General features: G+C 58.0%; 22 protein-coding genes and 2 tRNA genes. 11 read left to right on the top strand and 13 right to left on the bottom strand.

What is annotated here, in order from left to right:
• Both AAAC48_RS16015 and AAAC48_RS16020 read right to left on the bottom strand, forming a co-directional pair.
• The coding region (locus AAAC48_RS16015) for a metallophosphoesterase (RefSeq protein WP_340655176.1) at window positions 1–179 on the bottom strand (179 nt) is incomplete at its 3' end.
• Between the two features lies 1 nt (window position 180).
• On the bottom strand, window positions 181–585 hold the full coding sequence (locus tag AAAC48_RS16020) for a hypothetical protein (RefSeq protein WP_340655130.1): 405 nt from the start codon (window positions 583–585) through the stop codon (window positions 181–183).
• Window positions 586–614: 29 nt separating this feature from the next.
• Between AAAC48_RS16020 and AAAC48_RS16025 the strand changes: the two genes are divergently transcribed.
• Window positions 615–920, top strand: coding sequence for a hypothetical protein (locus AAAC48_RS16025; protein WP_340655131.1), 306 nt, complete (start codon window positions 615–617; stop codon window positions 918–920).
• A gap of 67 nt (window positions 921–987) precedes the next feature.
• On the opposite strand, the gene AAAC48_RS16030 is transcribed toward AAAC48_RS16025, so the two are convergent.
• Window positions 988–1,167, bottom strand: coding sequence for a hypothetical protein (locus AAAC48_RS16030; protein WP_340655132.1), 180 nt, complete (start codon window positions 1,165–1,167; stop codon window positions 988–990).
• A 42-nt stretch (window positions 1,168–1,209) separates the two neighbouring features.
• On the bottom strand, window positions 1,210–1,524 hold the full coding sequence (locus AAAC48_RS16035) for a GapR family DNA-binding domain-containing protein (protein WP_340655133.1): 315 nt from the start codon (window positions 1,522–1,524) through the stop codon (window positions 1,210–1,212).
• A 31-nt stretch (window positions 1,525–1,555) separates the two neighbouring features.
• Between AAAC48_RS16035 and AAAC48_RS16040 the strand changes: the two genes are divergently transcribed.
• The gene (locus AAAC48_RS16040) at window positions 1,556–2,149 is read left to right on the top strand and encodes a hypothetical protein (RefSeq protein ID WP_340655134.1); all 594 of its coding nucleotides are present in this window, start codon (window positions 1,556–1,558) and stop codon (window positions 2,147–2,149) included.
• A gap of 75 nt (window positions 2,150–2,224) precedes the next feature.
• On the opposite strand, the gene AAAC48_RS16045 is transcribed toward AAAC48_RS16040, so the two are convergent.
• The 6 genes from AAAC48_RS16045 to AAAC48_RS16070 all read right to left on the bottom strand — a co-directional run bounded on the left by AAAC48_RS16045 (window position 2,225) and on the right by AAAC48_RS16070 (window position 5,380).
• A tRNA-Arg gene (locus AAAC48_RS16045) sits at window positions 2,225–2,301 on the bottom strand.
• A 57-nt stretch (window positions 2,302–2,358) separates the two neighbouring features.
• The gene (locus AAAC48_RS16050; protein ID WP_340655135.1) at window positions 2,359–2,664 is read right to left on the bottom strand and encodes an ETC complex I subunit; all 306 of its coding nucleotides are present in this window, start codon (window positions 2,662–2,664) and stop codon (window positions 2,359–2,361) included.
• 84 nt (window positions 2,665–2,748) lie between these two features.
• Window positions 2,749–2,825 (bottom strand) — tRNA-Pro (locus AAAC48_RS16055).
• A gap of 106 nt (window positions 2,826–2,931) precedes the next feature.
• Window positions 2,932–3,636 (bottom strand): DnaA regulatory inactivator HdaA, encoded by a 705-nt coding sequence (hdaA, locus tag AAAC48_RS16060; RefSeq protein ID WP_340655177.1) that lies wholly within the window; start codon window positions 3,634–3,636, stop codon window positions 2,932–2,934.
• Window positions 3,637–3,657: 21 nt separating this feature from the next.
• A complete protein-coding gene (locus tag AAAC48_RS16065; protein ID WP_340655136.1) occupies window positions 3,658–4,851 on the bottom strand; it encodes an AI-2E family transporter in 1,194 nt (397 codons plus the stop codon).
• Window positions 4,838–5,380, bottom strand: coding sequence for a CDP-alcohol phosphatidyltransferase family protein (locus AAAC48_RS16070; protein ID WP_340655178.1), 543 nt, complete (start codon window positions 5,378–5,380; stop codon window positions 4,838–4,840). The genes AAAC48_RS16065 and AAAC48_RS16070 overlap by 14 nt, the downstream gene beginning before the upstream one ends.
• A gap of 180 nt (window positions 5,381–5,560) precedes the next feature.
• Here AAAC48_RS16070 and purM point away from each other — a divergent pair, with 180 nt between their 5' ends.
• Window positions 5,561–6,646 (top strand): phosphoribosylformylglycinamidine cyclo-ligase, encoded by a 1,086-nt coding sequence (gene purM / locus AAAC48_RS16075; RefSeq protein ID WP_340655137.1) that lies wholly within the window; start codon window positions 5,561–5,563, stop codon window positions 6,644–6,646.
• Complete coding sequence (purN, locus tag AAAC48_RS16080) at window positions 6,643–7,266, top strand: phosphoribosylglycinamide formyltransferase (RefSeq protein ID WP_340655138.1); 624 nt, start codon at window positions 6,643–6,645, stop codon at window positions 7,264–7,266. Before purM ends, purN begins: the two co-directional genes overlap by 4 nt.
• A gap of 74 nt (window positions 7,267–7,340) precedes the next feature.
• On the opposite strand, the gene AAAC48_RS16085 is transcribed toward purN, so the two are convergent.
• A complete protein-coding gene (locus AAAC48_RS16085) occupies window positions 7,341–9,446 on the bottom strand; it encodes a molybdopterin oxidoreductase family protein (RefSeq protein WP_340655139.1) in 2,106 nt (701 codons plus the stop codon).
• A 148-nt stretch (window positions 9,447–9,594) separates the two neighbouring features.
• Here AAAC48_RS16085 and AAAC48_RS16090 point away from each other — a divergent pair, with 148 nt between their 5' ends.
• A complete protein-coding gene (locus tag AAAC48_RS16090; RefSeq protein ID WP_340655140.1) occupies window positions 9,595–10,242 on the top strand; it encodes a glutathione S-transferase family protein in 648 nt (215 codons plus the stop codon).
• Window positions 10,243–10,246: 4 nt separating this feature from the next.
• Here the strand turns inward: AAAC48_RS16090 and AAAC48_RS16095 are convergent, their stop codons facing one another.
• The gene (locus tag AAAC48_RS16095; RefSeq protein WP_340655141.1) at window positions 10,247–11,089 is read right to left on the bottom strand and encodes an EamA family transporter; all 843 of its coding nucleotides are present in this window, start codon (window positions 11,087–11,089) and stop codon (window positions 10,247–10,249) included.
• A gap of 163 nt (window positions 11,090–11,252) precedes the next feature.
• Between AAAC48_RS16095 and AAAC48_RS16100 the strand changes: the two genes are divergently transcribed.
• The 4 genes from AAAC48_RS16100 (at window position 11,253) to AAAC48_RS16115 (ending at window position 14,051) form a co-directional block, all read left to right on the top strand.
• Window positions 11,253–12,110, top strand: coding sequence for a 23S rRNA (adenine(2030)-N(6))-methyltransferase RlmJ (locus AAAC48_RS16100; protein ID WP_340655142.1), 858 nt, complete (start codon window positions 11,253–11,255; stop codon window positions 12,108–12,110).
• A 60-nt stretch (window positions 12,111–12,170) separates the two neighbouring features.
• Window positions 12,171–12,614 carry a hypothetical protein gene (locus AAAC48_RS16105; RefSeq protein WP_340655143.1) on the top strand — a complete coding sequence of 148 codons (444 nt, stop codon included), beginning with the start codon at window positions 12,171–12,173 and terminating at the stop codon, window positions 12,612–12,614.
• Window positions 12,596–13,381, top strand: coding sequence for a ribonuclease (locus tag AAAC48_RS16110; protein WP_340655144.1), 786 nt, complete (start codon window positions 12,596–12,598; stop codon window positions 13,379–13,381). The genes AAAC48_RS16105 and AAAC48_RS16110 overlap by 19 nt, the downstream gene beginning before the upstream one ends.
• A gap of 73 nt (window positions 13,382–13,454) precedes the next feature.
• Window positions 13,455–14,051 carry a glutathione S-transferase gene (locus tag AAAC48_RS16115; RefSeq protein WP_340655145.1) on the top strand — a complete coding sequence of 199 codons (597 nt, stop codon included), beginning with the start codon at window positions 13,455–13,457 and terminating at the stop codon, window positions 14,049–14,051.
• A 60-nt stretch (window positions 14,052–14,111) separates the two neighbouring features.
• Here the strand turns inward: AAAC48_RS16115 and AAAC48_RS16120 are convergent, their stop codons facing one another.
• Window positions 14,112–14,750, bottom strand: coding sequence for an outer membrane protein (locus AAAC48_RS16120; RefSeq protein WP_340655146.1), 639 nt, complete (start codon window positions 14,748–14,750; stop codon window positions 14,112–14,114).
• Window positions 14,751–15,253: 503 nt separating this feature from the next.
• On the opposite strand from AAAC48_RS16120, the gene AAAC48_RS16125 reads away from it, so the two are divergent.
• Window positions 15,254–16,021 carry an SDR family oxidoreductase gene (locus AAAC48_RS16125; protein WP_340655147.1) on the top strand — a complete coding sequence of 256 codons (768 nt, stop codon included), beginning with the start codon at window positions 15,254–15,256 and terminating at the stop codon, window positions 16,019–16,021.
• The gene (uvrC, locus tag AAAC48_RS16130) at window positions 16,018–18,114 is read left to right on the top strand and encodes an excinuclease ABC subunit UvrC (protein WP_340655148.1); all 2,097 of its coding nucleotides are present in this window, start codon (window positions 16,018–16,020) and stop codon (window positions 18,112–18,114) included. Before AAAC48_RS16125 ends, uvrC begins: the two co-directional genes overlap by 4 nt.
• The last annotated feature ends 95 nt before the right edge of the window (window positions 18,115–18,209 follow it).

Raw genomic sequence — 18,209 nt, forward strand, 5'->3', positions numbered from 1 at the left:
TCGGATGGCCCGGCAATCAGCCGTTCGATGATTTGGCGCGACTGCGGCCCGCGGTCGACATAATCTCCGGTGAACACAATCGTCCCGCCAGAATGATCGGCGAGCTCGATGCGTTCGATTGCGGCGAGTAAGAGGTCGTATCGCCCGTGCAGGTCGGCTATGGCATAGGTCTTGCTCATTTCACGATCCCCTTTTTTGGCGCTTCAGCCTCCGCAGCCTCAGCCAAATCCGTTGCATCGGTCTGACCGGCAGCAAAATCAGCAAGCCACAGAGCTTTCGAATTAGGCGCATGTCGTGCTCTTTCAGTTTCGCAGAGTTGGTCAGCTTTCGCGGATGCTTCTGATAGGCTTCTGCAATGGATGCGAAGCTGGAGAGCATCATGTCTTTCATGTCGTGCCGGTTGCGCAGGCGAAGGAGAATGGTAGCGGGAGCACCCCATTTCTTTTGCGCTCGATGCGCTGCAGCCTCGATTGTATCACCCATTCCCCGATACTCGCGGCGCAACAGGAAATCGCCCATTACGCGGGCTTCGTTGACGTACACATCACTCATTTTGTCGTCCTCGACAGAACGTTTGTTACCCATGACAAAAACTCTCCGATACGGTTGCTGTCATGGAAAGCAAACGCATGGATGGTTCGGAAACAGACATAAAAGCGACGAGCAAAGTCAGCGAGAGCGATGGGGATCACCACGCTGATGGATTTGAAAATATTGGGGTTCTCGCGAAGCACATCCTGTCCCGCGCTAAAGAAGCGAGGAAAGAGACGGAGGAAATCAATGCCGCGGCTTCCTCCGTCAATTTCGCTAGCGGTTCCATCGGAGGTAACCCTGCAGGAACTGTGCGCAACCGAAACTATACCGCTTCTCAACGCGTAGTTGCAATACCGGCTAAGAATCGCGGGCGCGCTGTCAAATGAGGCGCAATCCGTCATGCTGCCTCGCCTTCATTCGGCACAATCAGCTTCGAACAGAAATAGCAATGCTTCAGACCGGACGCGCCACATGCATCAGGTTTCTGGCAATGGGGCGGTAGTCGCGGATCGACTTCGACACCCGATCTTTGACCAGAAATGCCGGTGGCTCGAAATTTGTGGCGGACGAACGCTGTTCCACCGTAGCTTCAACATCCCGTTCGTCCGCTGCGCTTTTGGCGCTGGCAGCCAATGTCGCCGAAGGTTTCCCCTCTATCTTGGCCTCAGCCGACGTTCACGCTCGACCACTGTTGCGACGCTCACAGTGGTCGCTTCCTGTCCGGCAACGCGCAGGCGCGGGCGCCCGACCTCCAGTCTCGTATGCGGTCAGGTAGATATAGAAGATTGCTTCGCGCTCGCTGAGCGTATCGCGGCCGAGCTTCTCAACCTTGCGCAGATGGGAAATCACGTTACCGAGCACGGTCTTGTCATAGCCCCTGCCCTTGGCCTCGGCATAAATCTCACGGATATCTTCGCCGAGCGTATCCTGCTCTTCCTTGAGGCGAAGGATACGGTCGATGAATTGTTTGATCTCAGCTTCGGCGCTCATCCTGCATTCTCCTCGATCGGGAGAAAGTCATTTGCATTTTAAGGCAACGCCAGCTTCTCGGGCATACGACAGCAGCCTTGGGGCGTGGTTCAGCGGTATAATTCCGCCGGTACCACCTTACATAGCCTTTGCATGGGACACACAGCTTTCGCCGGCCGATCTGCGCGGGCTGACTGTCGCAGGAATAAAGGGCGAAGGAAAAGACGGACATTTCCCCATAGAGCGCGCCAAGTCGGGCCGCGCCGCGATCGGAACTGTGGGAAAGCGTTCTCTTGCTCTGCTGGACGCGTATTTGAAGAAAGAGCCTTGCGAGGTCGGAGCCATCCTGCGTAATCGCAGCGGATCTGTTTGTTCGCGGTACGCCCTTCCCGATGACTTCGGCATGGTTCGGGAAATGACGTTTCCTGGCGACAAGCGCACCTTGGCTGACATGAGACGATCGGGGGCTATAGAGGCCAATGCCGGAGGTGCATCTCCATCCACTACAGCTGCCAAGATGGCAAACAGCATTTCGAGTGCGAACGCGATCCACAAAACATATCAACCGGTGGATTTGGAAAGCGTCAGACAGGCCGACGAACCGCGCGAAATTGGGCGTCGCAGGATGCGAGATCAGAACAAATGAGGCCGAAAAGTCTAAACTCCGTTCGGAAACGAGTCTAAACTTTTCGATTTCGACTGACCTAAGTTATTGAAAAGATGGCGATCCCGGCTGGATTCGAACCAGCGACCGTCGGCTTAGAAGGCCGGTGCTCTATCCAGCTGAGCTACGGGACCAATTTGTGTTTCGGCAGAACGAACTTTCTGCCGGGAAATTGCAAAATTCAGTAACGATCAATGCGTCCAGGGCTGCTTGCGGTCGAAGCGGAAGTTTTCCGAATAGGATACGACGCGGCGCCGCGTTTCCTTGGGCTCCTGCACCGAATAGGCAATGCCGTTTTTCTGGGCGTAGGCGATCGCCTCTTCCTTCGTCTCGAAGGTCAGGCGGATCTGGCTCTTCATGTCACGCGACGAGGTATAGCCCATCAGCGGTTCGACTTTGCGCGGCTGTTCCGGCTCGAATTCGAGTGTCCAGGTGTCGGTCTTGGCCTTACCGGACTGCATTGCTGTTTTTGCCGGGCGGTAGATGCGTGCTGCCATAGAAGAAATCCCTTTGTCTGCAATGCCGATATATTACAGGCTTTCGACGAACTCTAGAGCAAATTTGGCAGGAATTGGTTGAAGTGGTCGGAGCGGCAGGATTCGAACCTGCGACCCTCTGGTCCCAAACCAGATGCGCTACCAGACTGCGCTACGCTCCGTGTTCTTCAACGGTTGCCTGACTAGTGTTTCCGCAGCCGAGAAGCAAGCTATAAATTTCCGAATACGGATAAAAACAGGATGCGGACACACTGTCGCAGGTGCACATCACAGATCCAACGTAGCCTGGCCCTCGTCGATTGCCGTGACGACGCTGGCGGCCAGGGCACGGGTGATCTTTGACTTCTTCTCGAGCGCTGCGCGATCAAGCCGCTCGACAATGCGGTTGGCAGTGGACAGCGACCGTTCGATGTGGCTGACCAGAAAGCTGATCACATTGGGGTCGACGGCGATCTGACGGTCGGCAAAAAGTTTGTAGAGGACACCAGACAGCAGCATGTCGTCCGGCTCGCCGATTTCCACCGTCGTCGCTGCCTTGAGACGTGAAGCGAGGTCCGGCAAGCTTACCGGCCAGTTTGCAGGCCATTTGCGCGAGGTCATCAACAGGCTGGAGCCGCTCTGTCGCACGCTGTTGATCAGATGAAACAGCCCGGCTTCATCGATCGGCCCATCGCCGATGTCATCAATCAGGAACGGCCCCTTTCTACCCGACGCCGCGCCGATGTTGTGTGCATCGATGACCGTCGCGTCAGATTCGGCCCTCCAGACGGCGGCCAGATGGGTCTTGCCCGACCCTGTCGGGCCAGCCAGAACGACAACCGGCGAGATCCAGCCGGGCCAGCGGTCTACAATATCCACTGCCGCCATGTTGGACGCGGAAACGATCAGATCATCGCGGGAATAGCCCGGCTCGTGGCCGAGATCGAGCGGCAGCTGCCGTGGTGCTGAGGCGTTGGTCATAGCCGATGAAATACAGCCAGCACGCGTAGACTGTCACCTGATTTGTTTGGTCTTGTCGGTTTTGCGATATTCGCCTGTGTAGAGTGGGGATTGCTGATAACGGCCTATGACAAAGCGTACGAGCACGCCAATGGCGGCGGCCGTGGGCACCGCGATAAGCATGCCGGTGAAACCCATCAATGATCCAAAGGCAAACAGCGCGAACATCAGCCAGACCGGATGGAGACCCACCGAGGAACCGACCAGCTTTGGCTGGAGGATATTGCCTTCGATAAACTGTCCGATACCGAACGCGATCGCCACGCCAAGAATGTGGCCCCATTCAGGCCAGAACTGTACCAGCCCAACACCCAGCGCCACGAGCAGGCCGACCAGTGAGCCGACATAGGGGATAAAGCTGATCAAGCCGGCAAAGAGGCCAATGAGCAGGCCGAAGTTCAGTCCGACGACGGTCAGGCCTACCGCGTAGATAATCCCAAGCAGCAGGCAAACCGTGCCCTGCCCCCGCACGAAACCGGCGATAGCCTTGTTCATGTCGCGGGCGATGGCGCGCACCGTCTGAACATGTTCACGCGGAACCAGATTGTCGACCTTGGAAACCATGCGATCCCAATCGAGCAGCATGTAGAATGCAACGACCGGCGTGACGACGAAGAGCGCCACGACATCGATCAGGGTCTTGCCCGAGCTCCAGATCGACTGCAGCAGGGTGGTGAGGAAGCCCGCCCCTTGCTGTAACAGCGAATCCAGGCTGTTACGGATGACGGAAGCATCGACACCAATGAAATCCTTCAGCCATTGCGAGTCGCGATTGGCGATCAGTTCCTGCAGACGCGCCACGTAGCTTGGCAACCGCGCGATGAAATCACTCATCTGCGAGGCCAGGACGGGGACAAGAATGACCAGCAGCAGTGCGAATGTGACGATGAACAGCACCAGGATGACAATCGTCGCAAGAAGCCGTGACAAACCGAGACGTTCGAGCCGGTCGGCAACCGGATCAAGGAAATAGGCGAGAACCAGACCAGCCACGAACGGCAGGAGGATCGACGAGAAGATATAGAGGAACAGGGCTAGGAACGTCATCGCACCGGTCCAGAACACAGCCTGCCGGCGCACGCTTGCGCCAAGCGTGCTGACCTGCACATCGACATGGATGTCCCTCTCCGGCACTTCCACCGGCACGGGCGCAGACTTGGTCGTGCTGACGCTCTTATTTTCGCTCATATCCAGCCATGTGTTTTGTCCAAGCAAGGAGATAGGCAGTCGCGGAAGCTGCGGTCAAGAGGGCAACGGCCCATACGAGTATCGTTCGGCTGCCGGTGAGCGAAAAATCGAATGCCATGTCGCCGAGCGTGACTGCGACGAGGATAATTTGAAACGCCGTGTTCGCCTTGGATACCAGCAGCGGATGCATTTCCAACGGCTTGCCGATGACCGCGCCGAGAAGTACGGCACCGATAATAAAGATATCGCGCGAAACGACGATGACAACCAGCCAGACCGGTACCTGTTCAAGGACGCCAAGCACCACGAACAGCGAGACAAGCAGGAGTTTGTCGGCGATCGGATCGAGATAGGCACCGAGTTCCGAGCGCTGATCGTAGCGTCGCGCGATGAAGCCATCGACGCCGTCCGAGACACCGGCCACGGTAAAGCCAATCAGCGCCGCGCCAACGTAGTCGGAGAGCAAGGCCATTACGATGAAGGGAACAAGAATGAAGCGGAAGATGGTGATGTAATTGGGTATGGTCACTCGGTCCGGCTTCCTCATGCATGCGTCTCCTTCCTAAATGGCGAGATTGAATGCGTTGCTCAAGTCCAAACGACTGGCAAACTGTCGATAATTGGCGTTTTCTTGGTCCTTCGGGGTACTCAGACCTTGCAGCAGCGCCGGAGTCGTGCCATTTCGCGGTCAACAATCCCGGAGCAGCACATGAGCGTGAAAAGCGAGCCCACCAAAGGTGGCAAGAATGGCCTCACCTATGCACAGGCAGGCGTCGATATCGATGCCGGCAATCTGCTTGTCGAAAAGATCAAGCCGATCGTGCGTTCGACGCGCCGTCCGGGTGCCGACGGCGAGATTGGCGGTTTTGGCGGCCTGTTCGATCTGAAAGCTGCAGGCTTTACCGACCCGGTGCTCGTTGCAGCCAATGACGGCGTTGGCACCAAGCTCAAGATCGCCATCGATGCGGGCGTGCATGACAAGGTCGGCATCGATCTTGTTGCCATGTGCGTCAATGATCTCGTCGTGCAGGGTGCAGAGCCACTGTTCTTCCTCGACTACTTTGCCACCGGAAAGCTCGACCCCGACCAGGGCGCGGCCATCGTCAGCGGTATCGCCGAAGGCTGCCTGCAGGCTGGGTGCGCGCTGATCGGCGGCGAAACGGCGGAAATGCCCGGCATGTACCGCGACGGTGACTATGATCTCGCCGGATTTGCCGTGGGTGCGGCAGAGCGCAACCAGTTACTTCCTTCCGGGGATATTTCCGAGGGCGATGTCATTCTCGGTCTGGCCTCCTCCGGTGTTCACTCCAACGGTTTTTCGCTGGTACGGCGTATTGTCGAGCTGTCCGGGCTTGGCTGGGACGTTGACGCGCCGTTCATATCCGGCACGACGCTTGGTCAGGCCCTGCTGACGCCGACGCGCATTTATGTGAAGCCATTGTTGGCGGCCATCCGCGAAACCAAGGCGATCAGGGCACTTGCGCATATCACCGGCGGCGGCTTCCCCGACAATATTCCCCGCGTGCTGCCGAAGAACCTGACCGCGAGCATCGATCTATCGGCCATCAAGGTTCCGCCGGTGTTTTCGTGGCTGGCAAAAACCGGCGGCGTCGAGCGGGATGAAATGCTGCGCACCTTCAATTGCGGCATCGGCATGATTGCCGTCGTTGCACCCGAAAATGTGGATGCAGTGCTCGGTGCGTTGAAAGCACAGGGCGAAGAGGCTGTGCGCCTTGGCACGATGGTTGCCCGCGCCGACACCGGTGTCGTCTATCAGGGCACGCTGGCGCTGTGAACAACGGGACGCCGAAGAAACGGGTTGCTGTCCTGATCTCCGGGCGCGGCTCCAACATGAGCGCGCTAATAGAAGCCGCAAAGCAGGCTGATTACCCGGCAGAGATAGTCGCAGTCATCGCCAACAAGGCCGACGCCGGCGGGCTGGAAACAGCACGGGCGCAGGGTATTCCAGCCCATGCCATTGCGCATCGCGACTACGCGTCCAAGCATGACCATGAGGCGGCGGTTTCCGAGGCACTGCACGCGGCAAAAGCGGACATCATCTGCCTTGCGGGCTATATGCGGATCATTTCGCCGGAATTCGTGCGTCAGTGGGAGGGAAAGATGCTCAACATCCACCCTTCCTTATTACCGCTTTTCAGGGGCCTTCACACGCATGATCAGGCGCTGGAAGCAGGCGTACGCGTGCATGGCTGTACGGTGCATTTCGTGACCGAAGGCATGGATGAAGGCCCGATCATCGCCCAGGCGGCCGTTCCGGTTAAGACCGGCGACACGCCGGAAATGCTCGCCGAACGCGTCCTGCCCGTGGAGCACGAGACCTATGCCTGCGCGCTGGCCCTGGTGGCGACGGGCAAGGCCGTGATGAAGGGCGGGCGGACGGTTTTTAGCGATTGAACCCTTTACGCGGCATCCTCGGGTCGCGCCCGAGGATGAGGCCGGGCTTGCTAGTATGAAAAAAACAGGGGCGCTTAAGCCAACCTCACCCAGACCTTGTTGTCATGAAACGCGGCGCCGCCATTGGGTGCTGGGGAATCGGCGCCGGTGAGCACATTGATCCCCTCGCCGCGTTCGAAGGCCGAATTGGCGAAGATACCTTCGGAAATAACGACGCCGCGTTTGGTCACGGCCTGCACGCGAGCATGCACGATGACCGCGCCGCGATCATTGCCTATTTCGACGCGCGCGCCGTCTTTGATACCGAGTTCGGCTGCATCATCCGGATGGATCAGCAGTTCCGGCCGCCTTTCCTTGACAACCGAAGTCGGGGTTTCCGAGAAGGTTGAGTTCAGGAAATTATGCGCGGGCGATGTGGCAAGCCGGAATGGATGCCTCTCGTCCGCGACCTCGATTGCTTCCCAATAGTCCGGCCATTGTGGCAGGCCGTCGACCGGACCTTGCAGGCCCATCGATTGCGGCGGGCGGTTCGGCGATGGACCATTGGTCCAGTCCGGCTTGAAACGGAATTTTCCGTCCGGCCAGCTGAAGCCTTTTTCATAATGCGCCGTTTCGAAATCCGGCTGGATATCGAGCCAGCGCGCTTCCTTCAGCGCATCGAAGCCGGGAAGATTGCTGGCTTCCATCATGTTGTCGATAAGCGACTTCGCGTCGAGGTCGAAGCCGGGAAGATCACCAACGCCAAGGCGTTTTGCCAATTCGTTGATGACATAAAGATTCGGACGGGTCTCGCCGGGACCATCGATCAGCTTTGGACCAAGCACGATATGCTGCTGGCCGCCGCCGCGATAAATATCGTCATGTTCCATGAACATGGTCGCCGGGAGCACCACATCGGCGAGTTTCGCCGTATCGGTCATGAACTGCTCGTGCACGGCCATGAACAGATCGTCGCGAAGCATGCCCTGTTTTACCAGACGCTGCTCTGGCGCGACGTTGGCAGGATTGGTGTTCTGCACCAGCATCGCCATGACGGGCGGACCGCCGTAAAGCGCGGCCGGATCGCCGCTAAGAGCCGCACCGATCTTGCATTGATCGATATGACGGACAGATGGATCGGCGAATGCACGACCCTCGATCTCCCGCTTGTCCATGCGGAAAATGCCAGAATTCGAATGAAACCCGCCGCCGCCTTCATATTTCCATGCGCCAGTGACCGCGGGGATCGATAACGCAGCATGCATGTTGACTGCACCATTGCGCTGGCGCGCAAATCCGTAGCCGAGCCGGAAGAATGTCTTCCTGGTCGTCCCGACGAGGCGGGCGAACTCCTCAATTTCGGCGACAGAAAGACCGGTGATCGCGGCAGCCCATTCGGGCGTGCGGTCCTTCAGATGCCGTTCAAGTCCTTGCGGGTCGTCCGTATAGGCATTAAGATAATCCCAGTCTGCAAGGCCATCGCGGAAGAGGACGTGCATGACGGCGCAGGCAAAGGCACCGTCAGTACCGGGCTTGAGAACCAGGCCCAGATCCGCCTGACGGACAGTGGCAGTCTCGTAGATATCGATGGCAACAATCTTGGCGCCGCGTTCCTTGCGGGCGCGGACTGCATGGGTCATGACGTTGACCTGCGTCGCGGCGGCATTCGTGCCCCAAATGACCACGCAGTCGGACTTCGCCATTTCGCGCGGATCGACGCCGCCCAGCTTGCCGGTTCCGGCAAAGAAGCCGGTCCAGGCGAGGTTGGTACAAATGCTGTCGAACTGGTTCGAGTATTTCTTCGCGTGGCGCAGGCGATGGATGGAATCGCGCTGCACGAGGCCCATCGTACCGGCATAATAGTACGGCCAGACGCTCTCGGAGCCGTATTCCGCCTCCGCCTTCAGGAAACGTTCGGCAATCAGATCAAGTGCGGCGTCCCAGCTCGCCTCTTTCCACACGCCCTCGCCTTTGGCACCAGCGCGAATAACAGGCTTGAGAAGCCGTTCCGGATGGTGAATGCGCTCGGCATAGCGAGCGACCTTGGCGCAGATGACGCCAGCCGTGTAAGTGTTCTCCTTGGCACCGCGGACGCGGCCAATATGCCCGGTATCAAGCACTTCCACGTCGAGCGCGCAGGTCGACGGGCAATCGTGGGGACAGGCGGAATGGCCAGTGCGGAGAAGGACAGCTTTGTTCATTGCGTATGCATAGCGCAAAAGTAAGGGGCGGCAAAAGGGGACAAATGTTTCCGTGACAAGGTTTCGTTCGCATCGCAGTCACCGCTTGACGTCGCGCTCACGCCTTGATAGTTAAGCATGTACTTTAGTATTGGCCGGAGGAACCGCAATGTCGCTCAAGCTATATTTTCACCCGCTGTCATCCTTCTGCATGAAAGTGCTGACAGCGCTTTATGAGAAAGACCTGGCTTTCGAGAAGGAGGTAGTCGATTTCATGGACCCGGTGGCCAGCGCGAGCTTCTCCGAAATCTGGCCGATCCGGCAATTTCCGGTGCTGCGCGACGAGGCGCGCGGCACGACAATTCCAGAATCCAGCCTGATCATCGAATATCTGGATCGGCATTATCCGGGCAAAATGCAGCTATTGCCCGCGGATCCCGAGATGGCGTTCAGGGCACGCCAACTCGACCGGTTCTTCGATCTGCACGTGCAGGTGCCGATGCAGAAGATCGTGACCGACAATTTCCGGCCTGAGGGCCAGAACGACTCCTTTGGAGTCGAAGAGTGCAAGAAGAAGCTCGCGATTGCCTATGGCATCCTGGAAAAGGAACTTGCGAACACCACGTGGGCGACGGGCGATCGCTATACGATGGCGGACTGTGCAGCCTCACCGGCGTTGTTCTATGCCAATCTGTCAGTGCCGCTCGGGGCCGAACCTTCCAACGTTTCGCGTTATCTGGACAGGCTGATGAACCGCCCGTCTTTCGCCCGGGCCCTTGAAGAAGCAAAGCCCTATTTCAGCCTGCGTCCCGAATAGCAGTTCATGCGAGCCGCATGACTGCCGCTCCGGCGGCAATCAGTGCCACGGCAGCAAGACGCTTCGGGCCGACGCTTTCATTGAGGATGAAGGCTGAAATGGCGACGGCAAAGAGGATAGATGTTTCGCGCAAAGCAGCTACCGCGGCCACCGGGGCCAGGGTCATCGCCCACAATGCGAGGCCATAGGAGCCGAGCGTGCCAACGCCACCGATTGTTGCGAGGCGCGTGCGTTTGAGGAAATGCGGCCAGAGTTCGCCCCGGCGCATGATGATCGTCCAGGCGAACAGCGGCACGGCATTCAGCACGAAGACCCACATCGTGTAGGATGCAGGCGCGCCCGAATGACGGACGCCGACACCGTCGATCAATGTGTAGGAAGCGATCACCACTGCGTTGACCAATGCGAAGATCGTTGTTGCTCGATTCGACCCCGCGCGGCGCCGCGCTTCAAGCGCCAGGGCAAGGACGCCGCCACAGATCAGTGCGATACCCGCCCATTTCTGCAAGGAAAGCACTTCGCCGATCAAGGGTCCGCTGGCGATGGCAACGATGAGGGGCGCCGTACCGCGCATGATCGGATAGGCCTGGCTCATGTCACCGCTGCGGTAAGCAGCGGCAACAAGCGCAAGATAGATGACCTGGGCGACACCTGAAGCAGCAAGATATGGCCAGCTTTCGCGGGCTGGTGCCGGCAGAAATGGCAGGCAAAGCGCGGCGATCAAGCCGGCCGAGGTGACCACCACGACAGTATTCAGAAACTTGTCACCTTCGGATTTGACGACAGCGTTCCAGCTCGCATGCATGAGCGCCGCAAACAGCACAACGAGGACGACGGTTCCGGACATTATAAGACCCCAATGCGCCGGTCACTGCGTGCGCTTCCGCCGCTGTATGACAGATTTGTATCGGATGGCAAATTCGTTAGTTGGAAGCTTAACATCAACGATTCTAACAGGACGAGCAGCCGCACGCTTGCGACTAAGCGAACATCGTGAAACAAGCAGGGCCATGAATTACCGTCACGCCTATCATGCCGGCAATTTCGCCGATGTGGTCAAACACCTCATCGTGACGCGAATTGTCCTTTATCTGCAGCGCAAGGATCAAGCCTTCCGCGTCATCGATACCCACGCAGGTATCGGCCGCTATGATTTGCAGGGTATCGAAGCGGGCAAGACCAATGAGTGGCAAGGCGGCATCGGACGCTTGCTCGAGGCCAAGGTCGATGCCAAGGTTGCAGAGTTGATCCAGCCTTATCTTGATATCGTTCGCGCCGAGAACGCCGATGGCGCGATGCGGCACTATCCAGGATCGCCATTGATCGTGCGGCATCTTCTGCGGCGGCAGGACCGGCTTTCGGCGCTTGAGCTGCATCCGGAAGATGCGGAAATGCTGGCGGAGACCTTTGCCGGCGATATTCAGGTCCGAGTCACCGAGCTTGACGGGTGGCTGGCGCTCGGCGCACATCTGCCGCCCAAGGAGAAGCGAGGCCTTGTTCTTGTCGATCCGCCATTTGAAGTGGCGGGCGAATTCGACCGGCTCGTCGATGGTCTCGCACGGGCGCACAAGCGCTTTTCCGGCGGGACCTTTGCGCTGTGGTATCCTGTGAAGGACCGCCAGGAGGTTCGGCGGTTCGTCACGGCGTTGCGCGAGACTGGCATCCCGAAAATATTGCGAACGGAGCTTGTGATTCGCGCGCCCTCGCCAGAACCGCGGCTGGATGGTACCGGCATGATCGTCGTCAACCCGCCCTATACGCTCGAGGACGAATTGCGGACAATTCTACCTGCATTGGTTAAAATCCTTGGCGAGACACAGGGTGCTGATTTCGCACTCGATTGGATTCGTGGTGAAGATCGTGCTTGACCGAACGCAAGTGCTGGTCGAGATTGGTAACACAAGGACATTTCACGGAGTCTGATCATCATGACACGCGTATCATCTCTTCTTGCTGCATGTTTCGCCGTCGGCGTGACACTATCGTCGGGCGCTCCGGCAAGGGCTGCTGATTACATCGAGAGCGGGCCGGGTTATGATGATACTTGCGGGCAGTCGTATGTACTCAGCCGCATCGTCAACAAGTTCTCCTACCAGGTGCACCACGTGCCGGGGCTGCCGCAGGTGGCGATCCAGGATTTCAGCGATGTGCGCCAGAATCGCTATGAACCAAGCCGCGATCCTGAACTGGCTGCAGTCGCCCGTCACTATTGCCGTGCAACGGTGCACCTTTCCGATGGCGACCAGCGCCCGGTCTGGTATCTTATCGAAGAAGGTCAGGGCTTTGTCGGCGTCGGCAACAACGTCGAGTTCTGCGTTGCCGGATTCGATCGCTGGCGCGTCTATGATGGCAATTGCCGCAGCCTGCGCTGATTTTCTGCAAGAACATGCCGATTGTGAAGCTGGCGCGGCTTGCGCTGTTGGCAGCCCTGATCGGGATTTCCATCCTTACCTATCTGCGCGAACAGGACCTGGCACCGCAGAGCGTGGCCCGACAAGCGGCACCGGACGTTTCCGAGACAGCACAAGAGGAGCCTGATTTACGGCCGACCTCTGCTGCCCCCGCAGGCTCCGGTTTCGACTACTATGTCCTCGCCCTCTCCTGGTCGCCGAGCTATTGCGCCGCCGAAGGCCCTCGCGCCAACCGGCAGCAATGCGCTTCGGGCCGGCCCTATGGCTTCGTTGTACACGGACTCTGGCCGCAATATGAACGCGGCTATCCGCAGGATTGCGATACATTGCAGCCGCGCGATGTTCCATTCGCCCAGGCAAAACAGCTTTCCGACATCATGCCATCGACCGGACTCGTCACCTATGAGTGGCGCAAGCATGGATCTTGTACAGGCTTGACCCAGAAGGACTATTTCTCCGTAGTGCGGCGCGCCGTCGAGCGCGTTTCGATTCCGCCCGCCTATCGCCAGCCAACACCGCGTCCACTCGTTAATCCCCTCGTTCTCGAACAGGCCTTTCTTTCGGCAAATCCGGGTTTGCAACAAGAGGGAATCGCCGTGACCTGCGACAGCGAATACTTGCGCGAGGTGCGTGTCTGCCTGACGAAGGATCTGAATTTCCGAAGCTGCCCCGAAGTCAAGCGCTCGACATGCCGGCGGCGGTCGGTGGAAATGCCCGCTGCGCAATGAACAGCCGCGCTTTGCGAAATCGCTGACGCGGTTTAGGGTTCAGCGCCGAATCGCCAATTACTGGAGCGTCATCGTGACAAAAGTTCTCTATTCTCCCGCTTCTCCCTACAGCACCAAAGTCCGCATGACTGCGCTCTATGCGGGTGTTCCTATCGAATCCGTTCAGGTCGACAGCAACGCAGAACCAGCCGAGCTCATCAATGCCAACCCCTTGGGCAAGATTCCGACGCTCATTCTTGATGATGGCAAGGCGATTTTTGACAGCCGGGTAATCACCCAATATCTGAACCGCTTGTCCGGTAACAAGATTTTCCCGCGCAATGCGGAAAAGCGCCTCGAAGCCGAACAGCTGGAATCGATTGCCGATGGTCTTTGCGATGTCCTGCTCGCGCACGTCTACGAGCGCCGCTTTCACCCGGAAGAAAAAATCCACCAGCCATGGCTCGATCGCCAATGGGGCAAGGCTGTCCGCGTGCTTGACCATCTGAATGCCGCACCGCCACGGCTTGGCAAGAAGATCCACGGCGGCCATATCGCACTTGCAGCCGCTCTCGCCTATGCGAGCTTGCGTTTCGAAGGCAAATGGGAAAAGGGCCGTTCCAAGCTGAAGCGCTGGCAGAAACGCTTCGAGGAGCTGCATCCCGAACTTGCGGCGCTGCTGCCCAAATAAGATCTGGATACAGAAAGGCCGGGCAGTTTCCTGCCCGGCCTTTCTCAGGTTGGTCTCAGCTTAGAACTTGTAGCCAAGGCCGACACGAACTTCATTCGTGGTGAGCTTGCTGGATACATCCGCACCGTCGAGGCTGAAGTCCTTACGGCCATAGTCGGAATAGCGGTATTCAACACGTCCGACGAGGTTCTGCGTGATCTTTGCTTCCGCGCCAGCACCGGCCGTCCAGCCGATACGGGTATTGGAGTCACTGTCAGTTGGGGTCGACAGCTTGCTCTGCGTCACTGCAAGACCACCGGTGCCGTAGAGCAGAACCGGATCAAGAGCGATACCGGCACGAGCACGGACCGAACCTTCGACACCCTGCTTGGCCTTGATGCCATTGTTGGTTTCCGAGCCGCCGGAGTAGCCGAGATCGGCTTCACCACCGTAGACGAACTGACCGTTCTGGAAGTTGTACCCACCATAGGCACCGCCCTGGAAGCCGTCGGCATTGAGGTTGCCAGCATCGGTCTTGTGCTTGTTCCAGCCATAGCCGCCATAGGCGCCAAGGTATGCGCCAGACCAATCAGCTTGTGCTGGCTGTTCAATTGGAGCTGGTGCCGGGGGCTGCTCGGCGATTACGTCGGCAGCAAGAACCGGGGCGGAGAGCGTCAGCACAGCCGCCGAAGCGAGGATTGTTGTTTTAAGAGTGCGCATGGCAATCTCCTTTTTTAGAACTCTTTTACACGGAGCGGGCACTGGTCGGGGGGAAAACCATTGATTTGCGTCCGCTTAACGAGACGGACATTTGCGCCGCATTGTGGCGGCACTTGCTCCGGACTGTGAAAAGAAACCGACGAGAAAATGGCGGAAGTGCGATGTGTTTTTTATGCAACAATTAGAATTTACCAATGATTTCAATAGTATGACAGCTTCCCTATAAAATAGAATTTTCTCTATATTTGAGCGAAATTTGCTTGAAAGTCACTCGATATTGCAGCGCAATATAGTATACTTAATGGATGCTTAATGTTTTCGCTCACCTGAAATTGCGGCGTGGAAATTCTGATACAACAGGCCGCCGGTGAACCCGGATTTTGATCGAAGTTCGCGATGGACTGCGTCTGTTCATTACTGAAACAGTACCGGCCTTTCACCCTCGCGCTTTCGCGGCGCCATCCTTATATTCATGACTGAATCGCACAGTGAAGGAGCACCACTTGAAGTCTGACCAGCCCGTTGTTCTTGTAACCGGCGGTGCAAAGCGCATTGGCAAGGCGATTGTCAAAGATCTTGCCGCGCATGGCTTTGCCGTGGCGATTCATTGCAATCATTCGCACAATGAAGGCGAGGAACTTTTGACGGATATCTATGCTGCGGGTGGCACGGCGTGTGTCGTTCAAGCAGATCTTACAGACAGTAATGCCGTACGCAGGCTGGTTGGCGACGCGCGGGATCAGCTCGGGCCCGTCCAGCTGCTCGTCAACAATGCCTCGATTTTCCAGGAAGACGGTATCGGCAATCTGGCAGATGACGCAGTCTGGGACAGACATTTTGCCATCCACGTCAAGGCACCGGTGCTCCTGGCCGATGCAATGGCGGCTGCGCTGCCGGCAGGCAAGGATGGTTTGGTTGTCAATATGATCGATCACCGTGTGTGGAAGCTTACGCCGAAATTCACCTCCTACACATTATCAAAGTCCGCGCTCTGGACAGCGACGCAGACACTGGCACAGGCGCTCGCGCCGCGCATCCGCGTGAATGGCATTGGTCCCGGGCCAACCTTGCCGAGCTCCCGGCAGGATAAAATCGACTTCGACAACCAGGTGAGTGCGCTTCTGTTGAAGCACGGGCCTGATCTGTCAGAATTCAGCCGTACAATCCGCTATTTGTGGGAGACGCCCTCTATTACAGGGCAGATGATTGCGCTCGATGGCGGGCAGCATCTGGCGTGGGAAACGCCGGATGTAACAGGAATTCCAGAATGAACGACCCTGTAAACCAATCCTCCAATCCGAAGCAGCTCCTTTCCGACGAAGTGGGAGAGGATATCGATGTTGTCACGCAGGACGACGATGAGACGCTTGATGAGAGCGGCGAGCCGCCGCGCGATGTCGCCGCGCTGATCAGCGCAATCGAGTGGGACTCCAGTGTCGTCAGCGACGGCACGAGCGGAGCCGACGTGATTGGCGCTTTGGTCAAAAGGCTGCCGAACAAGCCGGGCGTCTACCGCATGTTCAACGAGGCTGGCGATGTGCTTTATGTCGGCAAGGCGCACAGTCTGAAAAAGCGCGTGTCCAACTACGCGCGCGGTCAGGGCCACAACAACCGCATTGCCCGAATGATCCGCGAAACCACGAAAATGGAGTTCGTGGTCACTCGCACCGAGACCGAAGCTCTTCTGCTTGAGGCGAATCTTATCAAGCGTTTGCGGCCGCGCTTTAATGTATTGATGCGGGATGACAAATCCTTTCCGTATATTCTCTTGACGGCACCAAAACAGACTGACCGGCGGCTTGCGCCAGGAATCTTCAAGCATCGCGGCGCTCGGTCGAGCAAGGGCGATTATTTCGGCCCCTTCGCTTCGGCAGGTGCAGTCGGGCGCACGATCAACGCACTGCAGCGGGCATTTCTGCTCCGCACCTGCACAGATTCTTTCTACGAGAACCGCACGCGGCCCTGCCTGCTTTACCAGATCAAGCGCTGCTCCGGGCCGTGCACCGGCGAGATCAGCGATGCGGATTACGACGAGCTGGTAAGTGAGACGAAGGCCTTTCTGTCGGGCAAGAGCCAGGCGGTAAAGACGCATCTGTCGGACGCGATGCGCGAGGCTTCGGCTGAGCTGGATTTCGAACGGGCGGCGGTCTATCGCGACCGCCTGTCTGCGCTTTCGCATGTGCAGTCGCACTCGGGCATCAATCCCCAGTCGGTGGAAGAAGCCGATGTCTTTGCCATCTATCAGGATGGGGGCGTCACCTGCATCCAGGTATTTTTCTTCAGGACCGGCCAGAACTGGGGCAATCGCGCCTACTATCCGAAGGCGGATTCATCGCTCTGCGGCACGGAAGTTCTCGGTGCCTTCCTGTCGCAGTTCTACGACGACAAGCCCTGCCCGGCTCTGATCCTGCTTTCGGAGACCGTCGAGGATCAGGAATTGCTCGGCGTGGCGTTGACAGCGAAATCCGATCGCAAGGTGACAATCAGCGTTCCGCAGCGCGGCGAGAAAAAGGATCTGATCGAGCATGCCCTTAGCAATGCGCGTGAAGCGCTGGGCCGTCAGCTGGCCGAAACCTCATCGCAATCGCGGCTGCTCAAGGGTGTGGCGGAGACTTTCGGCCTCGAAAAGACGCCGCGGCGCATCGAGGTCTACGACAACTCCCACATCATGGGCACCAATGCTATCGGTGCGATGATCGTTGCGGGCCCGGAGGGTTTCGTCAAAAACCAATATCGCAAGTTCTATATCCGCTCGACCGAGATCACCCCGGGCGACGATTTCGGCATGATGCGCGAGGTGATCGAGCGACGCTTCAGCCGCCTCGTCAAGGAACATGGCACGCCGGAAGCCAAGGACGCGCCGGCGGAGGATATCGAGATCGACGAATTCGACGAGGATTCCGACGCGTTTCCGGCCTGGCCCGACATTATCCTGATCGATGGTGGTCAAGGACAGATGAACGCCGTGCGCGGCATCCTGCAGGAGATGGGCATTGCCGACAAGGTCACGGCCATTGGCGTTGCCAAGGGCGTTGACCGCGATGCGGGGCGGGAACGGTTTTTCATGGAGGGCAAGTCATCCTTCACTCTGCCGCCGCGTGATCCGGTCCTTTATTTCCTGCAGCGACTGCGCGACGAGGCGCACCGCTTTGCCATTGGCACGCACAGAGCCAAACGCAAGAAGGAAATGGTCAAGAACCCGCTGGATGAAATCGCGGGAATCGGCCCATCGCGCAAGCGTGCCCTGCTGCACCAATTCGGCACGGCAAAGGCAGTTTCACGCGCCGCTGTCGAAGATTTGATGAAGGTCGACGGTATATCTGAAGCGATGGCGATAACAATTCGCGACCATTTCCGGACATAGCGCCTTCAACAGACATAAATGCGCCTGACTTCGTGATGATGAGCTTGACGTTTGGCGGTCGAGCCCCTTTGATCGGCACTGATTTGAACGGTTGG

Origin of the sequence: Phyllobacterium sp., assembly GCF_037994405.1 — a bacterium.
Classification (GTDB): Bacteria; Pseudomonadota; Alphaproteobacteria; order Rhizobiales; family Rhizobiaceae; genus Phyllobacterium.